General features: G+C 49.7%; 18 protein-coding genes. 9 read left to right on the forward strand and 9 right to left on the reverse strand.

What is annotated here, in order from left to right; genetic code table 11:
* Positions 1 to 185: 185 nt before the first annotated feature.
* The 3 genes from QUF14_RS23595 to QUF14_RS23605 all read left to right on the forward strand — a co-directional run bounded on the left by QUF14_RS23595 (position 186) and on the right by QUF14_RS23605 (position 3,252).
* Entirely contained in the window at positions 186 to 896 is a 711-nt protein-coding gene (locus tag QUF14_RS23595) for a GntR family transcriptional regulator (RefSeq protein ID WP_000829805.1), read from the forward strand.
* Between the two features lie 7 nt (positions 897 to 903).
* Positions 904 to 1,884 carry a sugar phosphate isomerase/epimerase family protein gene (locus QUF14_RS23600; protein WP_000256383.1) on the forward strand — a complete coding sequence of 327 codons (981 nt, stop codon included), beginning with the start codon at positions 904 to 906 and terminating at the stop codon, positions 1,882 to 1,884.
* A gap of 102 nt (positions 1,885 to 1,986) precedes the next feature.
* Complete coding sequence (locus QUF14_RS23605; protein WP_000956330.1) at positions 1,987 to 3,252, forward strand: MFS transporter; 1,266 nt, start codon at positions 1,987 to 1,989, stop codon at positions 3,250 to 3,252.
* 90 nt (positions 3,253 to 3,342) lie between these two features.
* Here QUF14_RS23605 and ompL read toward each other — a convergent pair whose 3' ends face one another.
* From ompL to yihU, 9 genes are all read right to left on the reverse strand, one after another.
* Positions 3,343 to 4,035 (reverse strand): porin OmpL, encoded by a 693-nt coding sequence (gene ompL / locus QUF14_RS23610; RefSeq protein ID WP_000723463.1) that lies wholly within the window; start codon positions 4,033 to 4,035, stop codon positions 3,343 to 3,345.
* A 67-nt stretch (positions 4,036 to 4,102) separates the two neighbouring features.
* The gene (locus tag QUF14_RS23615; RefSeq protein WP_100733600.1) at positions 4,103 to 5,506 is read right to left on the reverse strand and encodes an MFS transporter; all 1,404 of its coding nucleotides are present in this window, start codon (positions 5,504 to 5,506) and stop codon (positions 4,103 to 4,105) included.
* A gap of 40 nt (positions 5,507 to 5,546) precedes the next feature.
* Positions 5,547 to 6,932: an MFS transporter gene (locus QUF14_RS23620; RefSeq protein WP_000018387.1), complete on the reverse strand. Its 1,386-nt coding sequence runs from the start codon at positions 6,930 to 6,932 to the stop codon at positions 5,547 to 5,549.
* 45 nt (positions 6,933 to 6,977) lie between these two features.
* Positions 6,978 to 9,014, reverse strand: coding sequence for a sulfoquinovosidase (gene yihQ / locus QUF14_RS23625; protein WP_000380851.1), 2,037 nt, complete (start codon positions 9,012 to 9,014; stop codon positions 6,978 to 6,980).
* Positions 9,015 to 9,121: 107 nt separating this feature from the next.
* Complete coding sequence (locus QUF14_RS23630) at positions 9,122 to 9,997, reverse strand: sulfite exporter TauE/SafE family protein (protein WP_000345432.1); 876 nt, start codon at positions 9,995 to 9,997, stop codon at positions 9,122 to 9,124.
* A gap of 60 nt (positions 9,998 to 10,057) precedes the next feature.
* The gene (locus tag QUF14_RS23635; RefSeq protein WP_001167554.1) at positions 10,058 to 10,960 is read right to left on the reverse strand and encodes an aldose-1-epimerase; all 903 of its coding nucleotides are present in this window, start codon (positions 10,958 to 10,960) and stop codon (positions 10,058 to 10,060) included.
* A gap of 118 nt (positions 10,961 to 11,078) precedes the next feature.
* Positions 11,079 to 12,320, reverse strand: coding sequence for a sulfoquinovose isomerase (yihS, locus tag QUF14_RS23640; RefSeq protein WP_000870914.1), 1,242 nt, complete (start codon positions 12,318 to 12,320; stop codon positions 11,079 to 11,081).
* 15 nt (positions 12,321 to 12,335) lie between these two features.
* Positions 12,336 to 13,214 carry a sulfofructosephosphate aldolase gene (gene yihT / locus QUF14_RS23645; protein ID WP_042002952.1) on the reverse strand — a complete coding sequence of 293 codons (879 nt, stop codon included), beginning with the start codon at positions 13,212 to 13,214 and terminating at the stop codon, positions 12,336 to 12,338.
* A 23-nt stretch (positions 13,215 to 13,237) separates the two neighbouring features.
* Positions 13,238 to 14,134 (reverse strand): sulfolactaldehyde 3-reductase, encoded by an 897-nt coding sequence (gene yihU / locus QUF14_RS23650; protein ID WP_000718880.1) that lies wholly within the window; start codon positions 14,132 to 14,134, stop codon positions 13,238 to 13,240.
* Positions 14,135 to 14,301: 167 nt separating this feature from the next.
* On the opposite strand from yihU, the gene yihV reads away from it, so the two are divergent.
* From yihV to fabY, 6 genes are all read left to right on the forward strand, one after another.
* Complete coding sequence (gene yihV / locus QUF14_RS23655; protein ID WP_000621624.1) at positions 14,302 to 15,198, forward strand: sulfofructose kinase; 897 nt, start codon at positions 14,302 to 14,304, stop codon at positions 15,196 to 15,198.
* Between the two features lie 33 nt (positions 15,199 to 15,231).
* Positions 15,232 to 16,017: a DeoR/GlpR family DNA-binding transcription regulator gene (locus QUF14_RS23660; RefSeq protein ID WP_000059678.1), complete on the forward strand. Its 786-nt coding sequence runs from the start codon at positions 15,232 to 15,234 to the stop codon at positions 16,015 to 16,017.
* Between the two features lie 98 nt (positions 16,018 to 16,115).
* A complete protein-coding gene (yihX, locus tag QUF14_RS23665) occupies positions 16,116 to 16,715 on the forward strand; it encodes a glucose-1-phosphatase (RefSeq protein ID WP_100733601.1) in 600 nt (199 codons plus the stop codon).
* A complete protein-coding gene (locus QUF14_RS23670; protein ID WP_000920762.1) occupies positions 16,709 to 17,581 on the forward strand; it encodes a virulence factor BrkB family protein in 873 nt (290 codons plus the stop codon). The genes yihX and QUF14_RS23670 overlap by 7 nt, the downstream gene beginning before the upstream one ends.
* Complete coding sequence (gene dtd, locus QUF14_RS23675; protein WP_000560983.1) at positions 17,578 to 18,015, forward strand: D-aminoacyl-tRNA deacylase; 438 nt, start codon at positions 17,578 to 17,580, stop codon at positions 18,013 to 18,015. Before QUF14_RS23670 ends, dtd begins: the two co-directional genes overlap by 4 nt.
* A gap of 44 nt (positions 18,016 to 18,059) precedes the next feature.
* Positions 18,060 to 19,001: a fatty acid biosynthesis protein FabY gene (gene fabY, locus QUF14_RS23680; protein WP_001297068.1), complete on the forward strand. Its 942-nt coding sequence runs from the start codon at positions 18,060 to 18,062 to the stop codon at positions 18,999 to 19,001.
* Positions 19,002 to 19,020 lie beyond the last annotated feature (19 nt).

Here is a 19,020-nt window from a genome sequence, read left to right on the forward strand (position 1 = left end):
TGATGGCAGGTTTTTTTTTGCCTGTCGTAAGTTCTCACCAGTGCGAGTATCTCCCTTATAAGTTTGTGGTTACGTCAATAGAGAGCTTTGTCACAATTATCTGCAAAGTCATACGCTGTTAATTGCTTTCTTTTTTGGCGTAAGCGTAAGATGCCTAATCTGGTTTAAACCAAAAGGATTAAACAATGGCGGAGAATCAATCCACCGTAGAAAATGCAAAAGAGAAACTGGATCGGTGGTTGAAAGATGGCATCACCACGCCGGGTGGAAAACTCCCTTCAGAAAGAGAGCTGGGAGAGCTGCTGGGCATTAAACGTATGACGTTACGCCAGGCGTTGCTGAACCTTGAGGCAGAATCCAAAATTTTCCGTAAGGATCGTAAAGGGTGGTTCGTGACTCAGCCGCGATTTAATTACAGTCCGGAGCTGTCGGCGAGCTTTCAGCGGGCCGCAATTGAGCAAGGGCGGGAACCTTCCTGGGGCTTTACTGAGAAAAGCCGTACCAGCGACATTCCCGAGACGCTCGCGCCACTGGTTGCAGTGACGCCATCAACTGAACTCTATCGCATTACCGGCTGGGGGGCGCTGGAAGGACATAAAGTTTTCTATCACGAAACATATATTAATCCTGAAGTTGCCCCAGGTTTTATAGAGCAACTTGAAAACCACTCATTTTCTTCAGTCTGGGAAAAATGCTACCAAAAAGAGACGGTAGTAAAAAAACTGGTTTTCAAACCCGTAAGAATGCCGGGTGATATCAGTAAATTTCTTGGCGGTTCAGCGGGCATGCCTGCGATCTTAATTGAAAAACATCGCGCTGACCAGCAAGGCAATATTGTCCAGATAGATATTGAATATTGGCGATTTGAGGCCGTGGATCTCATCATTAATCTGTAGGTGTTTTATGGTGACAATAAATAACGCAAGAAAGATTCTACAACGTGTCGATACTCTTCCTCTTTATTTGCATGCCTACGCTTTTCATTTAAATATGCGGCTGGAAAGAGTATTGCCGGCTGATTTACTTGATATTGCAAGTGAAAATAATCTGCGAGGCGTCAAAATTCATGTTCTGGATGGCGAGCGTTTTTCTCTGGGCAATATGGCAGATAAAGAACTCTCTGCCTTTGGCGATAAAGCCCGCCATCTGAACCTTGATATTCATATTGAAACCAGTGCCTCAGATAAGGCATCTATTGACGAAGCCGTTGCCATTGCGTTGAAAACTGGGGCATCGTCAGTACGTTTTTATCCGCGTTATGAAGGTAATTTGCGCGACGTATTATCGATCATTGCTAACGATATTGCCTATGTTCGGGAAACATATCGGGACAGCGGCCTGACCTTTACGATCGAACAGCATGAAGATTTAAAAAGCCATGAACTGGTGTCGCTGGTCAAAGACAGTGAGATGAAATCACTTTCCTTACTGTTTGATTTTGCGAATATGATCAATGCGAATGAGCATCCCATAGACGCTTTAAAAACGATGGCACCACATATTACTCAGGTGCATATCAAAGATGCCTTGATTGTTAAAGAACAAGGTGGCCTGGGACATAAAGCCTGTATTTCAGGTCAGGGAGATATGCCATTTAAAGAATTATTAACGCACCTTATCTGCTTGGGTGATGATGAGCCACAGGTGACGGCATATGGCCTGGAAGAAGAGGTTGATTATTATGCTCCGGCGTTCCGCTTTGAAGACGAAGATGATAATCCGTGGATCCCTTATCGCCAGATGAGTGAAACACCACTGCCAGAAAATCATTTACTGGATGCGCGGTTACGTAAAGAAAAAGAAGATGCAATTAATCAGATAAATCATGTGCGTAACGTACTACAACAAATCAAACAAGAGGCAAACCATCTTCTGAACCACTAATAAGTTTTAACTCATCCGCTGTTAATAAAAACCATTCCATAAGAATGGCCGGTATCTTATTGCCTTTAGAACAGTGATTTTCAAAATCGCTTAGGGGATGTTATGCTCACGAAAAAGAAATGGGCGTTATTTAGTCTATTAACACTGTGTGGCGGTACAATTTATAAATTACCGTCGTTGAAAGATGCGTTTTATATCCCGATGCAGGAATATTTCCATTTGACCAATGGTCAAATTGGTAATGCTATGTCGGTAAACTCATTTGTCACCACAGTGGGATTTTTTCTGTCTATTTATTTTGCCGATAAACTACCGCGCAGATACACCATGTCATTCTCACTCATTGCGACAGGATTACTGGGTGTTTATTTGACGACAATGCCGGGGTATTGGGGCATCCTCTTTGTCTGGGCGCTATTTGGTGTTACCTGCGACATGATGAACTGGCCTGTCTTGCTCAAGTCGGTAAGTCGACTGGGCAATAGCGAACAACAAGGTCGTTTGTTTGGCTTCTTCGAAACAGGGCGTGGAATTGTCGATACTGTGGTGGCATTTTCTGCGTTGGCAGTATTTACCTGGTTTGGCAGTGGCTTGTTGGGCTTTAAAGCGGGTATCTGGTTCTATTCCCTTATTGTGATTGCCGTGGGCGTTATCATTTTCTTTGTACTCAATGACAAAGAAGAGGCACCGTCCGTGGAGGTGAAAAAAGAAGACGAAGCATCGCAAAACACCAGTATGACTTCGGTGCTGAGAGATAAAACCATCTGGCTTATCGCTTTCAACGTCTTCTTCGTTTACGCGGTTTACTGTGGCCTGACATTCTTCATTCCATTCCTGAAAAACATCTATCTGCTGCCCGTTGCGCTGGTGGGGGCTTATGGAATCATTAACCAATACTGTCTGAAAATGATCGGTGGACCGATTGGTGGCATGATTTCAGATAAGATCCTGAAATCGCCGAGTAAATATCTATGCTACACCTTTATCATCAGTACCGCTGCGCTCGTACTGTTGATTATGCTGCCGCACGAAAGTATGCCGGTCTATTTAGGGATGGCCTGTACATTAGGCTTTGGCGCGATAGTCTTTACACAGCGAGCCGTATTTTTTGCACCTATCGGCGAAGCAAAAATTGCTGAAAATAAAACAGGCGCGGCGATGGCGTTGGGTAGCTTTATCGGTTACGCCCCGGCGATGTTCTGCTTCAGTCTGTATGGCTACATTCTGGATTTAAACCCGGGGATTATTGGCTACAAAATCGTGTTTGGCATTATGGCCTGCTTCGCATTCTGTGGTGCGGTGGTTTCCGTAATGCTGGTTAAGCGAATTAGCCAACGTAAGAAAGAGATGTTGGCGGCTGAAGCTTGATTAATGGCCGGATGTGTTTAATCCGGCCAATGAAAACCGTATCAACCGTAGGCCGGATAAGGCGTTTACGCCGCATCCGGCAGTTTCACATCAGAAGAAATACTTCGTCCCGATACGAATCTGGTTTTGCTCGCGGTGGTATGGTTCTATATTACGATCTAACCAGCGTAATTCGAAATAAGGGAGCCAGTGTTCATTAATACGGTAACGGAAGGTATTAGTGATTTCCCAGTGATGATCTTTTCCATTGCTGCTATTAAAGTCATTTACGCGTATGAAATAATGTGGCTCAAATGTATAGGAGAATTTCTCGGTGATTTTAAAATTCCAGTAGGTACCAATTTCATAGGTGTCATTATTATCCAGCTCCCCGTTCAAATCTGTTGAACTATAGTTATTATGGTTATAGCGATTTCGCACTGTCAGATTAAACCATGGTACAAATTTATAGTTGACGTCCAGATACACTGCGCCACCCGAACCGATGCTCTTATCATTAATTAATCCACCGGGCTGGATGGTTAATTTATCGGTTGGTTTGAATAAAGGATACCAACCTTCAATTTCATTGTAGCCATGTTTAAGCTCATCTTCTCTCTGAAAATTATAGGTATTGGTTAACATGATACCCGCGCCCATATCGAAGTTATAACCTACACGTAGCATAATTTCTGCCTGATCGGAGGCGAGATTATATGCCTCCCTGTTTTCGACGTATGCGCCAGCAAATACCGAGGCAGAGGTCAGAGAAGATAATAAAATTATTGCATTAATCTTTTTCATAATAAGTCCATTTTTTTAACGTGGGGGGGCCGCCACCCATCAGGATGGAAATAGCGGCTATTGACATTTATAACGTTACAGAAGCAGTTTTTTCTTTTGTCTCAATCTCTTTTTTTTTACGTTGGTTGATGTCCTCAATAATTAACGCAAAACGTTTTTCATTGAGCGTGTAAAAGAATCCCATCGTCAATGCAGCAATTATCGCCAGCGCACAAGGCCAAATAAAAATGAGCTGACGCAAACCCTGTAATGTTGCATCGCTTTGCGCGATGTTGGGAACATAACCGATTTGCGTCAGCATAATGCCTGGCAAGAAGCCAGCAAGTGCGGCTGAAATTTTACGAAAGAAGGTATAACCGGTATAAACAGAACCTTCGGCACGAATACCGGTTTTCCATTCACCATAATCTACGGTATCCGGTACCAGCGCCCAGTTCAGGCTGTTTACAAAGGCCGTACCAAAAAAGGCGACACAAGAGAACATGACGAAAGTGAAAGAGTTACTGCCCCAGAAATAATTCAGGATATCCCCCACCGCCCACAGCACCATGCCAGCTAAATAAACCTGTTTTTTACCAAAACATTTTACAGTTAATGGCACCAGCAATACGCCGATGAGGATGCATCCCATACTGAAGAATCCCATCCACGACAATAAATTAATATCATTCAGCACATACTGGGTGTAATAGACCTGAATTGCCAGTTTGATATTAAATGCCGCCAGGGTACACAGGTTAGCAATGCATAAAACCAGCAATGGCGGATTACGAAATATCGCGCAAAAAGATTTGAGAATACTGGCTTTATGTCCGGTTGGCGTCGTGTCCACATAATGCTCTTTGACGCCTCTGTAGCACAGCATCATAAAAATAAAGCCACCAATGGAGAACATCAGTGCAGCGCAGGCATAACCGACAGTGGAGTCAGAAAAAAGCGACTGCAATGGAATAAATGCTACGGTACAAATCAATAGCCCTATGGTTGCACCACCCTGGCGGTAAGCCGCAAGCTGCGCGCGCTCATTGGGGTTTTTGGTAATTGCTGGGATCATCGCGCCATACGAGCAGTTCATCAGACTGTATGAAAGTCCAAACATCATAAACAGCGCGGTGGCAATCGTCGTTTTAATCGGCAAACTAAAAGTGGTGGCGATAAACTGGAGCGTTGCAATTAACGCCGCCGGAACCGCTGCATATAAAATAAAGGGACGAAATTTGCCTTTAGGCCCAATATTTTTCCGCGAGTCGAGTAAAAATCCGGTGAGCATATCGGTAAACGCGGTAAAGAATTTCGCCACCAGAAAGATAATCCCGCCATAGTAAGCAGGCATCCCTAATTCATCGGTATAAAATTTGAGGAGATACAGAGTGCCGATGCTAAGCATTAAATTCGAACCGATGTCGCCCATGCCATAAGCGATTTTTTCCCGCAGATTCAGTTTTAATGTCAGTGGATTATGGTCAGACATAATCACTCCTTATAACGCCCCGCAGGGCGTTGTTTATTATTTATGCCGTGCGTTTACGGGCTTCTATTTCTTCAACAATGCGGACGTACATTTTCTCGTTCAGACTGTAGAAGCAACCCATCGCAACAATGGTGACTACCGCCAGTGCGCTTGGGTAGATGAAGATCAGCTGGCGTAAACCTTCGATGGTATGGTCAGCCTGCGCCACGTTTGGCACATAGCCGATTTGCGTCAGCATCCAGCCGGGGAAGAAACCAGCCAGCGCCTGAGACACTTTGCGAAAGAAGGTGAAGCCGGTGTAGACCGTTCCTTCCGAACGAACGCCGGTGCGCCACTCGCCGTACTCGACGGTGTCAGAAACCAGCGCCCAGTTCAGGCTGTTAACAAACGCTGAGCCGAAGAACGCCAGGCAGGAGAACGCCACAAAGCTGACCGAGCCGCCGCCGAAGAAATAGTTGAGCAGATCGCCCAGCACCCAGATCAGCAGACCGCCGATATAGACCTTCTTCTTACCAAAACGTCTGACTGCGCCAGGCATCAGGAACACGCCGATGAAAATACAGCCCATGCTGAAAAATCCCATATACGACAACAGGATGGGATCGTTAAGTACGTACTGGGTGTAATAGACCTGGATGGCGAGCTTGACGTTAAACGCCCCTAAGGTGCAGAGGTTGGCAATACACAGAATGAACAGTGGGCGGTTACCCGCAATTGCGCGGAAAGACTGCAACAAGCCAGGCTTTTGCGCTGGATTGGTAGGTTGGGTTTCGACATAACGCTCTTTCACGCCCGAGTAGCAGATCCACATAAACAGCAGGCCGAACAGTGAAAACAGCGTGGCGGCGAAGATATAGCCAAGTTGCTGATTACCCTCGATAAGATTCATAACCGGCACGAATCCCACCGTACAAAGCAGCAGGCCCAATGTAGCGCCACCCTGACGCCATGCCGCCAGTGATGCGCGTTCGTTGGGGTTTTTGGTAATAGCGGGGACCATTGCGCCATAAGAGCAGTTCATCATGCTGAAAAACAGCCCGTAGAGCATAAACAGGATAGTGGCCATCACCGTTTTACCGGTGACATCAAACGGTGTGCCGACAAAGTTGGCGATCGCCAGTAAGGTGACCGGGAATGACGCATACAGAATAAAAGGACGGAACTTACCTTTTGGACCGATCTTGCGTCGGGAATCGAGCATGATGCCGGTACCCATATCGGTAAACGCAGTAAAGAACTTCGAAATCAAAAAGATAATGCCGCCATAGGTACCAGGCAGCCCCAGAACGTCGGTATAAAACTTCAAAAGATAAAGCGTGCCGATATCCAGCAGGATGTTAGAGGCCAGATCGCCGATACCGTAAGAGAGTTTCTCTTTAAAGGGCAGGCGTAAAGTAGCCGGATCTTCCGTTGTGATGTGACTCATCGTTGTTCTCCCTTTGCCCGTGAGTTTCCCCACGGGCGGACGTGATTAGATGCTTTTTAACGACGCGAACAGTGCCGCCCATTCGCTGTCGGTGCGATAAAAGACCGGCGGTTTACCGATGGGCGCATTAACGGTAACTTCCCCGCCCCGGAACGCTTCACCTGTCCAGGCGTGGACCCAGTTATCCTCCGGCAGATAGAGCGTCCAGTCGCTGCGGCCTTGTTCATGCACCGGAGCGACCAGAATGTCGCGACCTAACAGGTACTGATATTTCAGGGTGTAGGTCTGCGCGTCGTCTTCGTAGTGCAGGAACAGCGGGCGCATAACCGGCAGGCCGGACTTCGCATTCAGCGCGACGGCCTCTTTCAGGTAAGGTTTCAGGGTGGTGAAGACGGTGGTCATACGGGCAAAATGGGCGATGGTTTCCGCGTCGCCGTCAAACTGCCAGTTGTCGCCAGGACGGTTACCTTCGTGGGTGCGCATCATCGGCGTGAAGGCGCTGAAATCGCACCAGCGCAGCAGCAGCTCTTTGCTGCGCTTCATCTCAAACAGGGTGGTGTAACCGCCAATGTCACTGTGATGCAGGCCATGCCCGGTCATCGCCAGCGAGAGCGCCGCCGGAACAACCGACGCCAGGCCATCGTCCAGACTCCAGTCGACGTTCTGGTCGCCCGCCCACATCATGGTGGAGTATTTCTGGCTACCGGTAGAACCGGCGCGCATAAAGAAAAGGATCTCGCCAAGCTTGCCCGTTTCTTCAAGGGCTTCGTAGTTACATTTCGCCCACAGTGCGGGCCAGGCGTTATGCATAATTTCGGCGCTAACGCCGTTATGCAGATACGTATCGGTCGGCAAATATTCGCCAAAATCTGCCATCCAGCCGCCGCAGCCCAATTCGATCATGTTTTTCTTGATGACTTCTTTGAACCAGGAATATGCTTCAGGATTGGTCAAATCGACAACGCCGCCGTAAAACTCCCCAAATTCCACCAGATAGTCACCGCCAGAGGCATCTTTTGCCAGATAGCCATGTTGCGCCGCTTCTTCGCAGAGATCTTTATCGCTGGCAACATACGGGTTGATGTAGGCGAGGAACTGCACGCCTTCTTCTTTCCATTGCTTGATGCGGGAATCTAACTGTGGGTAGTTTTCACTGTTCCACTTCCAGTTCCACATCACACGTTTGCCAAAAGAGGTCATACGGATCCCGGACCAGTCCTGCGCCCAGATGCCGTTGACCTTCACGCCCGCGTTACGCATGGTGTCCAGTTTCTTCTGGCATACATCTGTCCCGCCCTGAATACCGAGCGTTACCCCGTCATAAATCCAGTCGGGCAGTTCTGGCTGGCGTCCCAGCAGGGCGGTTAATTTTTCCAACAGGGAGATGTATGTGTCCGCACATTCAAAACGCAGGGTGGCATTGTCTTCCCACAATGCCAGTTCATGGTATTCCGGAGCACTGAAGTCGAAGTTCATATAGCAGCTGTTATCGACATGGCAGTAATACTTCTGCGTGCTGACAAAAGTAGGCTGCGGGAAGAAAGTCCAGTAATAGTCGCCGCCCGCGTTCTCTTTGCAGTCGGCCTGCCAGGTGACATAGGTTTGTTTGTTGCGACCAACGCCTTGTTCACTGGTCCATAGCGGGAACGGTTTGCCGCGCAGATCAAAATAGGAAAACTGTTCGCCGCAGCCGTAGATATGGTCCTCTGGTTGTGCGGCAAGACGCAGCCAGATGCGGTTATGGTGATGGTTGTCGTTTTGTAGTTCCAGCAATAAACGGCCCTGATCGTCGGCAGAGATACGCAGCGTGGCGCTAATGTCAGAACCACGGCTGAAATGGATTAACCAGCCATCCGGTGACTGGCTGACGATGGCGTCGGTCAGCGCAATTTTCTCCTGCAATTTATCTTTAATGCTGAAATTACCGCGGAACATATCGATATCCGCTATACCTGAGCCAATCGATAAGCAAGGATTATCTTTGCTATGGATTAAAATAAGACGGTCTTGAAAACGTAGAGTAAAACTGTCGTTATTCTGATGAAATTGAAAATCTAATAACTGTGGGCGTGGCGTATCCATAAATAATCTCCATAGAGTATAAAACTAATATTTCATGCCATCCTGTTATTACAGGTTTCATTAATCAAAGAATGTGTGCGGGTATAAATTAAAACCCGCGCAAGTGATTATTTACTTTCTTCAGCTCGGCGGATTGCCGCCACTTTTTTACCAAATGCCAGTTGCAGTATAACTAACAAGGTAAACGGAGGCAGAAGTGCGGCAGCGGCGGGAATTCCCAACGCACCTTTTATCAACATGGAACCGGAGGCAATCAGCAACAAAAAGACCATCACACGGAACACTTTGACTGAAATGCGTTTATGCACATATTGTCCAACCAGTGAACCGAGGATCATGGTGGGAATACAAAACAGCACCAGTTTAAAGATAGAAACAGTCAAAATTCCGCTGGTCGCCAGCCCGCCGATTACCGCGATGTTGTTTGCGGTGAAGAAAGCGTTCAGAGTGCCGCGAAATGCCGCCGGGCCTAAGTTACGCAGCATACCGTAGATAACCATCGGCGGTCCGTTGGTTGAGAACGCCGCACCTAATGCACCAGCTACTGCGCCGATAGGTGCGGCGATCCAGTTACGGTCATAAATCGGCAGGCGAGGAATAAACATGCTGTAAAACGAGTAAAGGATAAGGAATCCGCCTAAGCCCACTTTCATAAAATGGTCGGGTAAATACGACAGCGCATATAAACCGACGGGTATTCCCAGAAACGAGAAAATAATCAGTACCATTGCCGATCGCCAATCCGTTTCTTTACGTGACAGCCAGGTGGCGTACAAGGCGGTTGCGGTGCCGACAATTACCGAAAGTGGTGTTGCCATTTTTACGGGGAGCATTAACGTGACGAGTGGCATGGTGGTTAAACCGCCACCAAATCCCGCGCATATCCCCACAAAGGTATAAAGAAACATCAACGCGATAACGATACATACCACGTTTGTTTCCAGCATGGCCCCATCTGGCGAAAATAACGTAAAAAAGTCCATAATATTTCCTGTTGTGTAAATACAACCCTAAACAATGATCTCGTTTTTTTCTTAATGAAATTAATTGTGCTGCCCGTGAATATTAAAAAACAGGCGATGCGTTTTTCCTGGTTCCAGTAATAATAAATCGGTGCCGGAATTAAAGGCGTTAGGCGGGCAACTCATAGGTTCAACTGCCAGTCCCTGACGCTGTAATTTTTCGCCGCTATAAACCTGCACCCAGGGTTGATCGGAACAAAGACTCACCAACAGCGCCTGCTGTGGATGGGTAATGGTCATTTCCCACAGATCATTAGCGGTTTTAAAGGTGTGGTCGATTTTTGTCGCGGCTATTTTTTTCGCCTGCGTGAAATTTAAATCCAGCTCATCAACGGGGTGAAGCGTTGTTGGATTTGCGTGCTCATCGACGGCATAAACCTGTTCTGCCGGAAGCTGGAAAAGATAGTCATCAACAGATGTTAAGTTGCAGGTTAAATAAGGATGAATACCCACACCATAAGGTGCGGTCACAGTACCAATATTCTGGCTTGCGATCTCAACGGAAAGGCCCGTGCGAGCATTGAGCGAATAAACAACCTGCGAAGCCAGCATAAACGGATAGCCGTAACTGGGCGGTAGAAAAGCTGTCAGGGTAACGCTGGTGGCGGTTAATTCGCTAATTTGCCAGTCTCGCCAGGCAAGCAGCCCGTGAATAGCGGCTTTTGAACTATGTTCATTAATGGGTAACTGATATTCCTGTCCCTGATAGCGGTAACAGCCGTTGGCGATCCGGTTCGGCCACGGAATAAGCACTTTACCCAGATGCGCCAGCGGCATCTCTTCGGGTTTGTGCGGGATGACTAAATGACAACCCTGAAAAGTTAATTCAGCCAGACCAGCACCAACCGTCACGATAGTCGCGTGATAATCCCCCGCGGCAAGTGAAACGGTTTGTCCACTGCAATGCATGTTGGTGATTTGCATACGAGGCACCTTAATTAAAAAACGGCATACAGCCTCCCATGAGGCTGATGTCAAACCAAAAAACTGCGCCGGGCGGTCCCCTCTCCCCTTTGGGGAGAGGGTTAGGGTTTTCAGTCAGTTATTTGGCATTCACGTCCAGCAGACCCGCCGCAACAGCCGGTGCCAGGCCTGGTGCTAACGGGATACGCGGGATCACCAGGCAATGCAGCAGGTGGTAAATATCCTGTTTACCGTCCCAGACTTTGGTGGTGACCTTGTTGTCCGCATCCAGCTCCTGCCACCAGGAACCGTTTTCGTAGTCCATCAGGTACTTAATGCAGTAGTCCCACCATGTCTGATACCAGGTTTCGTACTGGCGATCGCCGGTGACGGTGTAGAGCGCATAAGCTGTACCCATCGCTTCGACGATAGGCCAACGCACACGTTCGCGGACCACCGGTTTGCCTTCCCAGTCAACGGTATAAACAATCCCGTCGGCACCATCGGGCGCCCAGGCATCGCGCACGGTAGCGTTGAACAGACCTTTGGCATCTTCTAGCAACCAGGCCGGAGGCTGTTCGCAACGGGCTTCCAGGGCAGCGTGGATATGCAGCATTAAACGGCCCCATTCGATCCAGTGGCCCGGCGTGCCTCCGAATGCGCGGAAGCGGTGCGCCGGGTTATCTTTGTTGTAATCCGGCAGCGGATTCCACTGGGTATCGAAGTGCTCGTTAACGCGATAATGATTATTTCTGGCGACGTCGTGGATAATGACGGAAGCCACGCGAATCGCGCGATCCAGCCATTTTTTGTCATGCGTTACGTCATAAACAATCAAGAAAGCTTCCACCGCGTGCATATTGGCATTGCCGCCGCGGTACTCTTCGGTTTTGCTGAAGGCTTCGTCCCAGGATTCCAGGCACATCTGCTCTTCTTCGCTCCAGAAGTATTTCTCGATAATTTCAATGGTGTAATCGAGCAGCTTACGCGCTTCCGGGTGACCCGTTGTGACGGCACTGGCGGCACCCAGCAGGGCAAAGAAATGTTGATAGCCCTGTTTGGAGGCATCCACCACGCCCTCGTCATTGACACAGGCATACCAGCCGCCATATTTTTTATCGCGCAGTGCGCCGTTCATGGCTTTGATACCATGATCAACCAACGAGTAAGCGCCAGGTCGACCCATCGCCGCAGCAACGGAATACACGTGCAACATACGGGCGGTGATCCACAGATGGGTGCCCATCTCTTCTTTGATTTGCCCTTTATTGCCTAACCAGCCAAAGCCAGTCGGTACTACGGAATTTTTACCAAAATCAAAGATGCGATCGGTTTCCTGTTCCAGCCAACGGTTGTGACTTAAGGTGTTAAACCATTTCATTTTTGTATCCTCATCTTAACGGCGTTTAGCCATCATTTCGTCGACGATATCGCCAAGTTGTTGTAATTTCGGTGCGCAAACGTCACGCAGCATCAGCTCGTTGTCCGGTAAACCGACAACCGATGCCCAGACGGCACGACCAGCCAGGAAGCCCGATGCACCCGCTGTCATTGCCACGCGTACGGCACGCGGGAACAGTTTTTCGTCGACGCCGGATGAGAGGATCACCCACGGCATATTGATATGGTCATTCAGACGTTGTGAAGCACTGAGAAGCTCTTGTTGCGGACCTTTGCCATAAAGCGGCATTTCAACTTTGTAGAGGTCAGCGCCACTGTCGCCCAGTTCTTTGGCGGCATCGATGATCGCTTGTTCGCGATCGAATTTATCGCCACGACGCGGCGGGCGAACAACCGGCTCAATGATGCTCACCAGACCGTTTGAATGGCACAGTTCGTTGAACTCTTTCACCATATTCAGGCGTTGCTGCGCATCTTCATCGCTACGCCACAGCACCAGCAGTTTTAAGGCTTTACCGCCGTCTTGTTTGATTTGTAGCGGGTTGATTTTGCGGTCAATGACTACGCTATCTACCGGAATACCGTTGCCAGGGATGAACTCATCGGCGGCGACAATCATGGCGCAACTTTTGGCAATCGCGTTTTGCTCAACCACCTGGCGGTAGCAGAATTGTTGATCTACCAGAATCGCCGATGCATAAGGTGAAAGGGCCTTCGCGGCGTTAACTTTGAAATCAGTTAAAACGCTATCGGCTACTGGAGCGGGTGCGCCAGCCGCGGCAAACATCATGCGCATGGCTTCGCGCTGATCGACTGCCAGCATGGCAAAACCGCCCGATGCGCGCGTAATGTCGTTGATGGTGTACTTATTCATTCATTTATTCCTTTATCCAGTCGTTACATTTTTACTTTGGCAGTCATCCCGGCACTGACACGGACCTGCTCCAGAATGGCGGACCAGTCCTGGCGACCTCGACCCGCTGCGCGCGCCTGGCTATAAACCTCCCGTGAGGCGGCCCCCAGCGGCATCGGCACATGCAACTGGTTGGCAACATCGAGGGCGATGCCAAGATCCTTATGGGCAAGATCGATCATGAAGGCGGGAGAAAGATCTCCACTGAGGACTTTGTTCGGCCAGGAAGTGGTGAAGTGGCCTTTACCGGCGGCAGTACCGCTCATTACCTTGATGGCAACATCGAAGGGAAGATTGAGGGCTTCGCACAAAACGGCGGCTTCTGCCGACAGCGCATTGAGCGCGATGCTCATGTAGTTGTTGATAAGCTTAACGCGGATCCCCATGCCCGGACCGCCAGCGTTGATCAACTCACTGCCCATTGCCATCAGGATCGGCGTGGCACGTTCAACTTGTTCAGCGGTGCCGCCAGCCAGCAGTAACAGAGTACCGGTAATGGCATTTGCAGAAGTACGGCCTACCGGAACATCCATCATGCTGAAGCCTTTGGCTTGCATATCGGCAATCAATTTATCGGTTTGCAGCGGATGGATGGTCGACATATCAATGACCAGCGCATCGGTAGATAAGCTTTCGCAAATGCCGTTTTCACCGAACAACACGCTGCGCACCAGATCGCCATTCGGCAACATGGTAATGATAAATTCGGTATCTTTAGCGGCCTGCGCTGGGTTAGCAGCGGGAGTCGCCCCTTTGTCTACCAGATGCTGTACGGCTTCGGCATTCACATCGAAGACGCAAAGTTGATGCCCTTGCTGCAATAAATTGCTCGCCATTGGCGAACCCATTTGTCCTAAACCGATAAACGCGATTGCTGCCATAACCCTCTCCTGAATACAGTGATGTCACTTTTTGTCATTTATGACATGCCTTGTTTGTCTGTTTTTGATCGTATTTGTAATTTATCGTCAAAAAATTGACAGCCGTCACTTTTTAAACAATTGGTGAAATTAAAATGAACGCATCCCAAAATGCTTAAGGAATGACCATGATTCGTGTTGCTTGTGTAGGAATTACCGTGATGGATCGCATCTATTACGTGGAAGGGTTGCCGACGGAGAGCGGTAAGTACGTGGCAAAAAATTATACGGAAGTTGGCGGCGGGCCAGCGGCTACAGCAGCAGTTGCGGCGGCCAGACTGGGTGCGCAGGTCGATTTTATTGGTCGCGTCGGTGACGACGACACGGGCAACAGCCTGCTGGCAGAGCTGGAATCCTGGGGCGTTAACACCCGTTACACCAAACGGTATAACCAGGCGAAATCTTCGCAATCCGCCATCATGGTGGATGCCAAAGGAGAGCGAATCATCATTAACTATCCCAGCCCGGACCTGCTGCCTGACGCAGAGTGGTTGGAGGAAATTGATTTCTCTCAGTGGGACGTGGTGCTGGCAGATGTACGCTGGCATGACGGCGCGAAAAAAGCCTTCACTCTGGCGCGGCAGGCGGGCGTGATGACCGTGCTGGACGGTGATATTACGCCGCAGGATATCAGTGAGCTGGTGGCGTTAAGCGATCATGCAGCTTTTTCAGAACCGGGTCTGGCGCGGCTAACGGGCGTGAAAGAGATGGCGAGTGCCCTAAAACAGGCACAAATGCTCACAAATGGACATGTCTATGTTACTCAGGGCAGTGCAGGCTGTGACTGGCTGGAGAATGGCGGGCGACAGCATCAGCCAGCTTTCAAAGTTGATGTGGTAGATACTACCGGTGCGGGCGATGTTTTTCACGGCGCATTGGCGGTGGCGCTGGCAACAGGTGGAGATTTAGCGGATTCCGTCCGCTTTGCCAGCGGTGTGGCGGCGTTAAAATGCACGCGTCCCGGTGGGCGTGCCGGGATCCCTGACTGTGATCAAACCCGATCTTTTTTGTCACTTTTTGTATAAAATGCCAGGGTGATGGTTTTTCGAGGAATTTTCATGAGCCTTACCGAACTGACCGGTAACCCGCGGCACGACCAACTCCTCATGCTGATCGCCGAGCGTGGGTATATGAATATTGATGAGCTGGCAAATCTGCTGGATGTTTCCACGCAGACGGTCCGCCGGGATATTCGTAAATTAAGCGAGCAAGGGCTGATCACGCGCCATCACGGTGGCGCGGGTCGGGCCTCCAGCGTCGTTAATACGGCGTTCGAACAGCGTGAGGTTTCGCAAACTGAAGAGAAAAAAGCGATTGCCGAAGCGGTGGCAGACTATATTCCTGATGGATCGACAATATTTATCACCATCGGTACGACTGTCGAACATGTCGCCCGGGCGTTACTTAACCATAATCATTTGCGGATAATCACGAACAGCCTGCGTGTGGCGCATATTCTGTACCACAACCCGCGCTTTGAAGTGATGGTGCCCGGCGGTACGTTGCGCTCTCATAATAGCGGGATCATTGGCCCTTCAGCGGCTTCCTTTGTGGCCGATTTTCGGGCTGATTATCTGGTAACAAGCGTTGGGGCGATTGAGAGCGATGGCGCGTTGATGGAGTTTGATGTAAACGAAGCTAACGTGGTGAAAACGATGATGGCGCACGCGAGAAATATTCTGCTGGTCGCCGATCACACTAAGTATCATGCTTCGGCGGCGGTTGAAATTGGTAACGTGGCACAGGTCACTGCGCTCTTTACCGACGAGCTGCCGCCCGCTGCGCTAAAATCACGTTTACAAGACAGCCAAATTGAAATCATCCTTCCCCAGGAAGACGCGTAGAATTTTGTGACCGTTGACCTTGCTTCATACCTGACCACATAGCCAAACCCATCCTTTCCCGCTACAGTTAATTTCTTGTGGCGCGAAAGGAGGCAAAAATGCTCTATATCTTTGATTTAGGTAATGTGATTGTCGATATCGACTTTAACCGCGTGCTGGGAGCCTGGAGCGATTTAACGCGTGTTCCCCTGGCTACGCTTAAGAAGAGTTTCCACATGGGCGAGGCGTTTCATCAGCATGAGCGTGGGGAAATTAGCGACGAAGCGTTCGCAGAGGCGCTGTGTCATGAGATGGCTCTACCGCTAAGCTATGAGCAGTTTTCCCACGGCTGGCAGGCGGTGTTTGTCGCGCTGCGCCCGGAAGTGATCGCCATCATGCATAAACTGCGTGAGCAGGGGCATCGCGTGGTGGTGCTTTCCAATACCAACCGCCTGCATACCTCCTTCTGGCCGGAAGAATACCCGGAAATTCGTGATGCTGCTGACCATATCTATCTGTCACAAGATCTGGGGATGCGCAAACCTGAAGCACGAATTTACCAGCATGTTTTGCAGGCGGAAGGTTTTTCACCCAGCGATACGGTCTTTTTCGACGATAACGCCGATAATATAGAAGGAGCTAATCAGCTAGGCATTACCAGCATTCTGGTGAAAGATAAAACCACCATCCCGGACTATTTCGCGAAGGTGTTATGCTAAAAACCATTCAGGACAAAGCCAGGCACCGTACCCGTCCACTATGGGCCTGGCTAAAACTACTCTGGCAACGCATTGATGAGGACAACATGACAACCCTGGCAGGTAACCTTGCCTATGTGTCGTTGCTCTCATTAGTGCCGCTGGTTGCCGTTGTTTTTGCGCTTTTCGCCGCTTTTCCCATGTTTTCCGACGTCAGCATTCAGTTGCGTCACTTTATTTTTGCCAACTTTCTGCCTGCTACTGGCGATGTTATTCAGCGGTATATCGAACAATTTGTTGCCAATTCCAACAAGATGACCGCCGTTGGGGCGTGCGGGCTGATCGTCACGGCGTTATTGCTGATGTACTCCATCGATAGCGCGTTGAATACCATCTGGCGCAGTAAACGAGCGCGACCAAAAATTTACTCGTTTGCCGTGTACTGGATGATTTTAACGCTGGGGCCGCTGCTGGCAGGGGCCAGTCTGGCGATCAGTTCCTATTTGCTCTCCCTGCGCTGGGCGAGCGATCTCAATACTGTCATCGACAACGTGCTGCGTATTTTTCCGTTGCTGTTGTCGTGGATTTCCTTCTGGTTGCTGTACAGCATTGTTCCTACTATCCGCGTACCTAATCGCGACGCGATTGTCGGCGCGTTTGTCGCCGCACTCCTGTTCGAAGCAGGAAAGAAAGGTTTCGCGCTTTATATCACCATGTTCCCCTCATATCAGCTCATTTACGGTGTGCTGGCGGTGATCCCCATTCTCTTTGTTTGGGTCTACTGGACATGGTGTATCGTCTTGCTTGGTGCGGAAATTACTGTCACTCTCGGGGAATACCGCAAACTAAAACAAGCAGCTGAACAAGAAGAAGACGACGAACCATGATTGCATTAATTCAACGCGTAACCCGTGCCAGCGTCACCGTGGAGGGAGAAGTGACGGGCGAAATTGGCGCGGGACTTTTGGTGTTATTGGGTGTCGAAAAGGATGACGACGAACAGAAAGCAAACCGTCTGTGCGAGCGCGTGCTTGGCTATCGCATCTTCAGCGATGCCGAAGGCAAGATGAATCTCAACGTGCAACAGGCGGGCGGCAGTGTGCTGGTGGTTTCCCAGTTTACCCTCGCCGCAGATACCGAACGGGGGATGCGCCCAAGTTTCTCCAAAGGCGCATCACCGGATCGCGCAGAGGCGTTATATGACTATTTCGTCGAACGCTGCCGTCAGCAAGAGATGAACACGCAAACAGGACGCTTCGCTGCGGATATGCAGGTATCGCTGGTCAATGATGGCCCCGTAACATTCTGGTTGCAGGTATGAGCCAGCTTCCAGGGTTGTCACGGGAAACAAGAGAGAGTATCGCTATGTATCACCTTCGGGTTCCACAAACAGAAGAAGAATTAGAGCGTTACTATCAGTTTCGCTGGGAAATGTTGCGTAAGCCCTTGCATCAACCAAAAGGTTCGGAACGCGACGCGTGGGATGCGATGGCGCATCACCAGATGGTCGTCGACGAACAGGGTAATCTGGTGGCAGTAGGGCGGCTGTATATTAATGCCGATAACGAAGCGTCCATCCGTTTTATGGCCGTTCATCCCGACGTGCAGGACAAAGGGTTAGGAACGCTGATGGCGATGACTCTGGAGTCGGTGGCGCGTCAGGAAGGCGTTAAGCGCGTGACCTGTAGCGCCCGTGAAGACGCGGTGGAGTTTTTCGCCAAGCTGGGGTTCGTTAATCAGGGAGAAATCACCACACCAACCACCACGCCGATTCGTCATTTTTTGATGATTAAACCCGTCGCCACTCTGGATGATATTCTGCATCGCGGCGACTGGTGCGCGCAGTTGCAACAGGCGTGGTATGAACACATCCCGCTTAGTGAAAAAATGGGCGTGCGCATTCAGCAATATACCGGGCAAAAATTTATCACCACCATGCCGGAAACCGGTAATCAGAATCCGCACCATACGCTGTTTGCCGGGAGTTTATTCTCGCTGGCAACACTCACTGGTTGGGGGCTTATCTGGCTAATGCTGCGCGAACGCCACCTCGGCGGAACCATTATTCTCGCTGATGCGCATATCCGCTACAGCAAGCCGATTAGCGGTAAACCTCATGCGGTAGCCGACCTCGGTGCCTTAAGTGGCGATCTCGACCGTCTGGCGCGCGGACGTAAAGCACGGGTGCAGATGCAGGTCGAAATCTTTGGCGACGAGACGCCGGGGGCGGTGTTTGAAGGCACGTATATCGTTCTGCCCGCGAAGCCATTTGGCCCGTATGAAGAGGGCGGGAACGAAGAAGAGTAGCTGATGGAGAGGGGCGGTG

It is taken from the genome of Escherichia sp. HH091_1A (genome assembly GCF_030295175.1).
Classification (GTDB): domain Bacteria; phylum Pseudomonadota; class Gammaproteobacteria; order Enterobacterales; family Enterobacteriaceae; genus Escherichia; species Escherichia coli_F.

Excerpts from the sequence above, each read along its gene's own strand:
- QUF14_RS23620 (WP_000018387.1), bottom strand. The coding sequence starts at position 6,932 with ATGAGTCACATCACAACGGAAGATCCGGCTACTTTACGCCTGCCCTTT.
- yihS (WP_000870914.1), bottom strand. The coding sequence starts at position 12,320 with ATGAAATGGTTTAACACCTTAAGTCACAACCGTTGGCTGGAACAGGAA.
- QUF14_RS23615 (WP_100733600.1), bottom strand. The coding sequence starts at position 5,506 with ATGTCTGACCATAATCCACTGACATTAAAACTGAATCTGCGGGAAAAA.
- yihX (WP_100733601.1), top strand. The coding sequence starts at position 16,116 with ATGCTCTATATCTTTGATTTAGGTAATGTGATTGTCGATATCGACTTT.
- QUF14_RS23595 (WP_000829805.1), top strand. The coding sequence starts at position 186 with ATGGCGGAGAATCAATCCACCGTAGAAAATGCAAAAGAGAAACTGGAT.
- QUF14_RS23605 (WP_000956330.1), top strand. The coding sequence starts at position 1,987 with ATGCTCACGAAAAAGAAATGGGCGTTATTTAGTCTATTAACACTGTGT.
- QUF14_RS23600 (WP_000256383.1), top strand. The coding sequence starts at position 904 with ATGGTGACAATAAATAACGCAAGAAAGATTCTACAACGTGTCGATACT.
- QUF14_RS23670 (WP_000920762.1), top strand. The coding sequence starts at position 16,709 with ATGCTAAAAACCATTCAGGACAAAGCCAGGCACCGTACCCGTCCACTA.
- yihQ (WP_000380851.1), bottom strand. The coding sequence starts at position 9,014 with ATGGATACGCCACGCCCACAGTTATTAGATTTTCAATTTCATCAGAAT.
- yihV (WP_000621624.1), top strand. The coding sequence starts at position 14,302 with ATGATTCGTGTTGCTTGTGTAGGAATTACCGTGATGGATCGCATCTAT.
- ompL (WP_000723463.1), bottom strand. The coding sequence starts at position 4,035 with ATGAAAAAGATTAATGCAATAATTTTATTATCTTCTCTGACCTCTGCC.
- fabY (WP_001297068.1), top strand. The coding sequence starts at position 18,060 with ATGTATCACCTTCGGGTTCCACAAACAGAAGAAGAATTAGAGCGTTAC.
- QUF14_RS23660 (WP_000059678.1), top strand. The coding sequence starts at position 15,232 with ATGAGCCTTACCGAACTGACCGGTAACCCGCGGCACGACCAACTCCTC.
- QUF14_RS23630 (WP_000345432.1), bottom strand. The coding sequence starts at position 9,997 with ATGGACTTTTTTACGTTATTTTCGCCAGATGGGGCCATGCTGGAAACA.
- yihU (WP_000718880.1), bottom strand. The coding sequence starts at position 14,134 with ATGGCAGCAATCGCGTTTATCGGTTTAGGACAAATGGGTTCGCCAATG.
- dtd (WP_000560983.1), top strand. The coding sequence starts at position 17,578 with ATGATTGCATTAATTCAACGCGTAACCCGTGCCAGCGTCACCGTGGAG.
- yihT (WP_042002952.1), bottom strand. The coding sequence starts at position 13,214 with ATGAATAAGTACACCATCAACGACATTACGCGCGCATCGGGCGGTTTT.
- QUF14_RS23635 (WP_001167554.1), bottom strand. The coding sequence starts at position 10,960 with ATGCAAATCACCAACATGCATTGCAGTGGACAAACCGTTTCACTTGCC.